Source organism: Blastococcus haudaquaticus, assembly GCF_900230285.1.
Lineage (GTDB): Bacteria > Actinomycetota > Actinomycetes > Mycobacteriales > Geodermatophilaceae > Blastococcus_B > Blastococcus_B haudaquaticus.
Genome location: NZ_OCNK01000003.1, coordinates 943866 through 950647, shown reverse-complemented (window position 1 = coordinate 950647; position 6782 = coordinate 943866). Strand labels below are relative to the sequence as shown.

Sequence of the window (6782 nt, the reverse complement as noted above, 5' to 3'; positions counted from 1 at the left end):
TCGTCGTGGCGCTCGGCGACATCGTCGCCGTGATCCCGATGGCCGCCCTGGTCGCCGTCATGATCTTCGTGTCGATCGCGACCTTCGACTGGCACTCCCTGCAGACGATCCACAAGATGCCCAAGAGCGAGACCACCGTGATGCTGTCCACGGTCGCGGTCACCCTGCTCACCCACAACCTCGCCATCGGCGTCGGCGTCGGCGTCCTCGTGGCCTGCGTGCTCTTCGCCCAGCGCATCGCCCACCTCGTCGACGTCGAGCGGGTGGTCGAGGGTGGCACCGCGCGCTACTCGGTGGACGGTGCGTTGTTCTTCGCGTCGAGCAACGACCTCTACACCCAGTTCGAGTACGCCCAGGACCCCGAGAACGTCGTCATCGACCTCTCCCGGGCCCACGTCTGGGACGCCTCCACCGTCGCCGCGCTGGACGCCATCACCCACAAGTACGAGACCCGTGGCAAGAACGTGGAGATCGTCGGTCTGCAGGGCCACTCGGCGGATCGCTTCGACCGGCACACCGGTCAGCTGGCGGGTGAACACTGATGCCCACTCCGGCGACCCGGGACGGCCGTGCAGACGGCCGACGGGGCATGCCCTATGAAGAGGGGGTGACCGACACCCCCCGCGGCGAGCTGATGCAGATCGGCCAGGTGGCAGAACGCACGGGTCTGAGCCTGCGGACGATCCGCTTCTACGAGGAGAACGGGCTGGTGATCCCCACCGCCCGCTCCGAGGGCGGCTTCCGGCTGTACAGCGAGAACGACGTCTCGCGTCTCGAGGTCATCAAGCGCATGAAGCCACTCGGCTTCACGCTCGAGGAGATGCAGGAGCTGCTGACCCTCCTCGCCGACCTCGACTCCGGTACCGGCGACCGGAAGCAGCTGGTGGACCGCCTGCGGATGTTCCACCAGGCGGCCACCGCACGGGTCACGGCCCTGCGGGAGCAACTCGCGGTCGCCGAGCACTTCGCCGACAGCCTCACAGGCCACCTCCGCACCCAGCGCTGAGCACGCGTGACACCGCGGATCGAGGAACTCGCCTGGAGCACCACCCCGATCGGCGAGGTGAGCCTGCGTCGCCGACGCGACGTGGTCACCGGCGAGGACGTCTTCGAGGTCAAGCTCGGCGACGAGTTCCTGATGTCCTCGCTCTTCACCGTGGCCGAGGTGGAGCTTGCCCGGCTCGCGCTGGCTCGCCTGCCGGGATCGAACCTCGACGTCGTGGTCGGCGGACTGGGGCTCGGCTTCACCGCCCAGGCGGTGGTCGCCGACCGGCGAGTCCAGGACCTGCTGGTGGTGGAAGCGCTCGAGCCGGTGATCCGCTGGCACGAGCAGGGCCTGGTCCCGGCCGGTCCGACACTGACCGCGGAGGAACGCTGCCGATTCGTGCATGGCGACTTCTTCACCATGGTGGACGGCGCGGGATTCGATCCGGTGGCACCGGACCGGCTGTTCGACGCCGTGCTCGTGGACATCGATCACTCACCGCGCCACCTCCTCGCCGACGGCAGCGCCGGCTTCTACGGCGTGGACGGAAGCCGCCGCCTGTCCCGGCGTCTGCGCCCGGGGGGTGTGTTCGCGCTCTGGTCGAACGACCCACCCGACGAGACCTATCTGGCCGTCCTCGGGCAGGTCTACGTCGAGGTCGCTGCGCGGGTGGTGAGCTTTCCGAACCGACTCCAGGACGGGGTCGCGACCAACACGGTCTACCTGGCGACCAGAGCGGACTGACGGCCGGCAGGTGGCCGCCCCTACCGGCCTGTCAGCAACCCCGCGCCAGCAGGTCGATCACGCGGTCGGTGGCAGAACCGTCCTCGAGGTGGCAGTACCGCTCCCGGAAGGCCGCATAGCGGTCGGCGTAGCGCTCCTCGGTCGCCCCGACCCGGTGCAGGGCGTCCAGCAGCTCGGGCATCGTCTCCACCACGGGCCCGGGAGCCTCCGGCACGAAGTCGAAGTAGAAGCCGCGGACGGAGTCCCGGTAGTGAGCGAGGTCGTAGGTGTAGAAGATCATCGGCTTGCCGGTGACGGCGAAGTCGAACATGGCCGACGAGTAGTCGGTGACCAGGACGTCCGCGGCGAGGTACAGGTCCCGGATGTCGGGATAGTAGGACACGTCTCGCACGCCGGGGCTCTGCGGCAGGGCCAGCCGGTCGGCCATGTAGTAGTGGACGCGGGGTAGCAGGCACCAGCCGTCGCCCATGGCCTTCACGAAGGCGCTCACGTCCAGGCCCAGCTGCACGTCCTGGGCGTAGTACTCGTCGTCCCGCCATGTCGGTGCGTAGAGCACCGCGGTGGTGCCCTCCTCCAGACCGAGCTCCGCGCGCACGACCGCCCGGCGCAGTTCCCGGTCGTCGGCCAGCAGGACATCGTTGCGCGGGTAGCCGGTCTCCACCACCGTCCCGTCGTAGCGGAAGGCTCCGCGGAGCCGATCGGTACTCGGCCGGTTGGGCGAGAGGAGGTAGTCCCACCGGGCGACGTCCACGTCCAAGCGCTCCAGCCGGTCGTCGGGCCCGATCGACGGCGCGTCGTAGTGGATCCGCTTCAGGGGCGTGCCGTGCCACGTCTGGAGGTACACCGTGCCCGGCCGCTTGTTCCAGTCCAACTCCAGGTACGTGTTGCTGACGACGGCATCCGCGGACTCCAGAGCCGCCACGCACTCCTCGCTGCCCAGCGTCACGGTGTCCACCCCGGCCGGGAATCCGTGCTCGTGGCCGTCCGCCACCAACCACACGTGGGCGTTGGCGGTTTCTGAGCCGACCAGGCGTTCGTAGACGGCGCGTGGACTGTCGGAGTACCGGCCGTAGAACGAGTTGTAGACGAGGCGCACAGGAGGATGATCCCCTGCCGCCGTCGCTCCGGCTCGGCTGCCGAGGACACCGACTCTACTGTGACGTCACGGTCGCTTTGAGCCGCCAGCGGCACTACCCTCGGCCGGCGTGGAGTTCCGTCGCCTGGGCCGCTCGGGCCTCAACGTCTCGCAGATCGCTTTCGGCAACTGGCTGACACACGGCAGCCAGGTGGAGGAGGATGCCGCGGTCGCCTGCGTGCATGCGGCCCTCGACGTCGGGATCACGACGTTCGACACCGCCGACGTCTACGCCGCCACCGCTGCGGAGTCGGTTCTCGGCCGAGCGCTGGCCGGTCAGCGCCGCGAAGGGCTGGAGATCGCGACCAAGCTGTACTGGCCGACCGGTCCGGGTCCAAACGACCGCGGACTGTCGCGCAAGCACATCATCGAGAGCTGCCACGCGTCGCTGCGCCGGCTCGGGACCGACTACGTCGACCTGTACCAGGCGCACCGGTACGACCCCACCGTGCCGCTCGAGGAGACGATGACCGCCTTCGCCGACCTGGTGCGCCAGGGCAAGGTGCTCTACCTCGGCGTCTCCGAGTGGCGGGCCGACCAGATCGCCGCCGCTGCGGCCCTCGCCCGTGACCTCGGCGTGCAACTGATCAGCAACCAGCCCCAGTACTCGATGCTCTGGCGGGTCATCGAGGACGAGGTCGTGCCCACCTGCGAGGCGGAGGGTCTGTCCCAGATCGTCTGGTCACCGCTGGCCCAGGGGGTGCTGACCGGCAAGTACCTCCCGGGCGAGCAGCCGCCGGACGGCAGCCGTGCGAGCCACTCGGGCGTCGGCTTCCAGGTCGAGGGATTCCTCGCCGACGACGTCCTCACCCGCGTCCAGCAGCTGCGTCCCATCGCCGACGACCTCGGGCTGACCATGGCGCAGCTGGCTCTGGCGTGGGTGCTGCAGAACCCGAACGTCGCCGCGGCGATCATCGGCGCGAGCCGCCCCGAGCAGGTGCACGACAACGTCAAGGCGGCCGGCGTCCAACTCGGCGCGGAGATCATGGTCCGCGTCGACGAGGCCCTCGGCGACGTCGTCGAGCGTGACCCCGAGAAGGTGTTCCTGCCCGCGGACAGAGCAGCGCGGAGCACAGCCGCGTAGCAGGGGCGTCGAGCCGCGGCTGCTCACCTCACCCGGCCGCAACCCTAACTTTACGTTAGGGTAAGGACGTGTCGATCCCTCCACCTCTGCTCGCACGCCCGCCCCTCAGCAGGCTGACCAGCCGGAACCTGCCGTCGCTGACCCAGGCGGTGGCAACGCCCGCGTACGACCGACGTCGGGTTCGCACGGGGGTGGTCCACCTCGGCGTCGGCGGCTTCCACCGGGCTCACCAGGCGATGTACGCCGATCGGCTCATGAACGCCGGCCTGGCCATGGACTGGGGCATCTGCGGGGTCGGCGTCCTACCCGACGAACGGCGGATGCGCGATGCCCTCGCCGCACAGGACGGCCTGTACACGCTCGTCGTCAAGCACCCGGACGGCACCCTGGAGCCGCGGGTGATCGGCTCGATCATCGAGTACCTGCTGGCGCCCGACGACCCCGAGGCCGTCGTGGAGAAGATGGCCCACCCGGACACGCGCATCGTGTCCCTCACAATCACCGAGCGGGGCTACAACACCGACCCGGTGACCGGCAGCTTCGACGACGGCGCGCCGGACATCCGGGCTGACCTCCGACCCGACGCCGTCCCCCGCACGACGTTCGGACTCGTGACCGAAGCGCTGGCGCGTCGCCGGGACCGCGGTCTCTCCCCGTTCACCGTGCTCTCCTGCGACAACCTGCAGGGCAACGGCGACGTGGCCCGCCACGCCTTCGCCGCATTCGCCTCCCTGCGGGATCCCGACCTCGGAACCTGGGTCGAGCGCGAGGTGCCCTTCCCCAACAGCATGGTCGACCGGATAACGCCGCAGACCACACCGGACGACATCGCGATGCTGCGGGACCTCTTCGGCGTCGCCGACACGTGGCCGGTGGTGTGCGAGCCGTTCGCGCAGTGGGTCATCGAGGACCACTTTCCCGCCGGCCGGCCACCCTGGGAGGAGGTCGGTGTGCAACTGGTCGACGACGTCTCTCCCTACGAGGCCATGAAGCTGCGGCTGCTCAACGGCAGCCACCAGGCGATGGCCTACTTCGCCGCGCTGGCGGGCTACCAGCACGTCCACGACGCGTGCCGGGACCCGCTGGTGAACGGCTTCCTGCAGGGCTACATGGATCACGAGGTCAGCCCCACGCTCCCGGCCGTACCGGGTGTGGACCTGGAGCACTACAAGGAGGCCCTCCTCGAGCGGTTCGGCAGCGCGGCCGTCGCCGACCAGGTGTCCCGGTTGTGCGCCCAGACCTCGGCGCTGATCCCCAAGTACGTGCTGCCGGTGCTCCGGGCCGGCCTCGCCTCCGGCGGGGAGGTCCACCGCGCCGCCGCCATCGTCGCCAGCTGGGCGAGGTTCGCCGAGGGGTGGGACGACCATGGTCGTCCCCTCCCCCTCGTCGACCGGCATGCCGACCGGCTTCGGGCGAACGCCGGCCGGCTGGACATGGACCCGCTCGCGTTCATCGCCGACCAGAGCTTCTTCGGCGACCTGGTGGACGACGAGCGATTCGTCGAGCCCTACCGCCGTGCGCTGACGTCCCTCAGGGAACACGGTGCGCGCGCCACGCTCGCCGCCCTCACGCACGTACTGCGCGGGGCGGACGCGGCGGTCGCCTGATCGGTGCGGCGGCCCAGCCCCCGACGGATACCTACAGGCACGTGATGCCGGCGCTGGCCCGCGAGGCCGCCGACCGGATGGGCGCCCTGCTGCTGCCACGTAAGGGCAGGCAACTCCAACCACAACGAGAGACGACTCAGGCCGCTCCCCCGAAGGGGAACGGCCTGGTCATCGGGGTGGAGCTGAGGGGACTCGAACCCCTGACCCCCACACTGCCAGTGTGGTGCGCTACCAGCTGCGCCACAGCCCCTTGCGGCCCGGTCTGGTGTGTCCGGGCCGGGGGCAACTGTACAGCCCCGGTTCACCCGATCCGCGCAGGGGTGTGGCCCCCGGTGGGAGGCCACACCCTCGGGGATGCCCGCTCACGCTTCCTTGAGCTGGGCGATGCGGACGTGGTTGCCGAACGGGTCGCGGAGGCCGAAGTCGATGCCGTAGCCGCGGTCCTCGGGTTCCTCGGTGACCTCGACACCCTTGGCCTTGAGCTCGGCGTGGGTCTTGTAGGCGTCCTCGCAGGCGAAGAAGAGATGGCCCCCGGCGGCCCCCTTCGTCATCAGGGCGCGCACCTCGGCCGCGGTGTCCTCGCTCATCGACGGCGCGCCGGGACGCTCGAGCAGGATCTTACGGTCGGGGTCGGCCGGCACGCGGATGGTGAGCCACCGCATGAAGCCGAGGTCGGCGTCGGTGTCGACCTCCAGACCGAGCTTGCCGACGTAGAAGTCGAGCGCCTGGTCCTGGTCGAGGACGTAGATACCGGAGATGTTCAGTCGGGTCAGCATGGCGGCAACGCTAGGGGCCCTCACGTCCCCGGTGCTTCTCCGAAACTGCTCGGTCGCAGCCAGGCCATCGCGAAGCACGACGGCACCGGCGGGAGCGGCCCGCGCCGCCGGTAGGCCGACGGCGGCTCACCCACGATGTCGCGGAACACCCTGCTGAACGTGCCCAGGCTCGAGAAGCCGACGTCCATGCAGATGTCGGTGACGCTGCGGTCCCCGGAGCGCAGCAGGAACATCGCCCGCTCCACCCGTCGCCGCTGCAGGTACCGGTTCGGCGTCTCGCCGAACGTGGCGCGGAACGTGCGGATGAAGTGGGCCTCGGAGACGTGCGCGATCCGCGCCAGCGTCGCGACGTCGAGCGGCTCGGCGTACCGCCGGTCCATGGCGTCCCGGGCGCGCAGCATCCTCCGGTTGGAGTCCTCGACCGCCCGCGCCACGGCGCGATCCCATCACG

The 6782-nt window shown here is 70.0% G+C and carries 8 protein-coding genes and 1 tRNA gene; 5 read left to right on the top strand and 4 right to left on the bottom strand.

The window, feature by feature from the left end:
- From CRP30_RS16090 to CRP30_RS16080, 3 genes are all read left to right on the top strand, one after another.
- Positions 1 to 542 (top strand): SulP family inorganic anion transporter (locus CRP30_RS16090; RefSeq protein ID WP_143278480.1); only part of this gene is annotated, 542 nt, incomplete at its 5' end.
- Positions 543 to 607: 65 nt separating this feature from the next.
- A complete protein-coding gene (locus tag CRP30_RS16085; RefSeq protein ID WP_235003461.1) occupies positions 608 to 1006 on the top strand; it encodes a MerR family transcriptional regulator in 399 nt (132 codons plus the stop codon).
- A gap of 6 nt (positions 1007 to 1012) precedes the next feature.
- Positions 1013 to 1729, top strand: a complete 717-nt coding sequence (locus CRP30_RS16080) for a spermidine synthase (protein WP_097184897.1) — start codon at positions 1013 to 1015, stop codon at positions 1727 to 1729.
- A gap of 31 nt (positions 1730 to 1760) precedes the next feature.
- On the opposite strand, the gene CRP30_RS16075 is transcribed toward CRP30_RS16080, so the two are convergent.
- The gene (locus CRP30_RS16075) at positions 1761 to 2825 is read right to left on the bottom strand and encodes a CDP-glycerol glycerophosphotransferase family protein (protein WP_097184896.1); all 1065 of its coding nucleotides are present in this window, start codon (positions 2823 to 2825) and stop codon (positions 1761 to 1763) included.
- 109 nt (positions 2826 to 2934) lie between these two features.
- On the opposite strand from CRP30_RS16075, the gene CRP30_RS16070 reads away from it, so the two are divergent.
- Together CRP30_RS16070 and CRP30_RS16065 are read left to right on the top strand one after the other, a co-directional pair.
- Positions 2935 to 3948: an aldo/keto reductase family protein gene (locus CRP30_RS16070; RefSeq protein ID WP_097184895.1), complete on the top strand. Its 1014-nt coding sequence runs from the start codon at positions 2935 to 2937 to the stop codon at positions 3946 to 3948.
- A 68-nt stretch (positions 3949 to 4016) separates the two neighbouring features.
- Positions 4017 to 5555, top strand: coding sequence for a mannitol dehydrogenase family protein (locus tag CRP30_RS16065; RefSeq protein WP_235003460.1), 1539 nt, complete (start codon positions 4017 to 4019; stop codon positions 5553 to 5555).
- 177 nt (positions 5556 to 5732) lie between these two features.
- Here CRP30_RS16065 and CRP30_RS16060 read toward each other — a convergent pair.
- The 3 genes from CRP30_RS16060 to CRP30_RS16050 all read right to left on the bottom strand — a co-directional run bounded on the left by CRP30_RS16060 (position 5733) and on the right by CRP30_RS16050 (position 6765).
- Positions 5733 to 5805: transfer RNA gene (locus CRP30_RS16060), tRNA-Ala, on the bottom strand.
- Between the two features lie 112 nt (positions 5806 to 5917).
- Entirely contained in the window at positions 5918 to 6331 is a 414-nt protein-coding gene (locus CRP30_RS16055; protein ID WP_097184894.1) for a VOC family protein, read from the bottom strand.
- A 20-nt stretch (positions 6332 to 6351) separates the two neighbouring features.
- Positions 6352 to 6765 carry a helix-turn-helix domain-containing protein gene (locus CRP30_RS16050; protein WP_097184893.1) on the bottom strand — a complete coding sequence of 138 codons (414 nt, stop codon included), beginning with the start codon at positions 6763 to 6765 and terminating at the stop codon, positions 6352 to 6354.
- Positions 6766 to 6782: the final 17 nt, after the last annotated feature.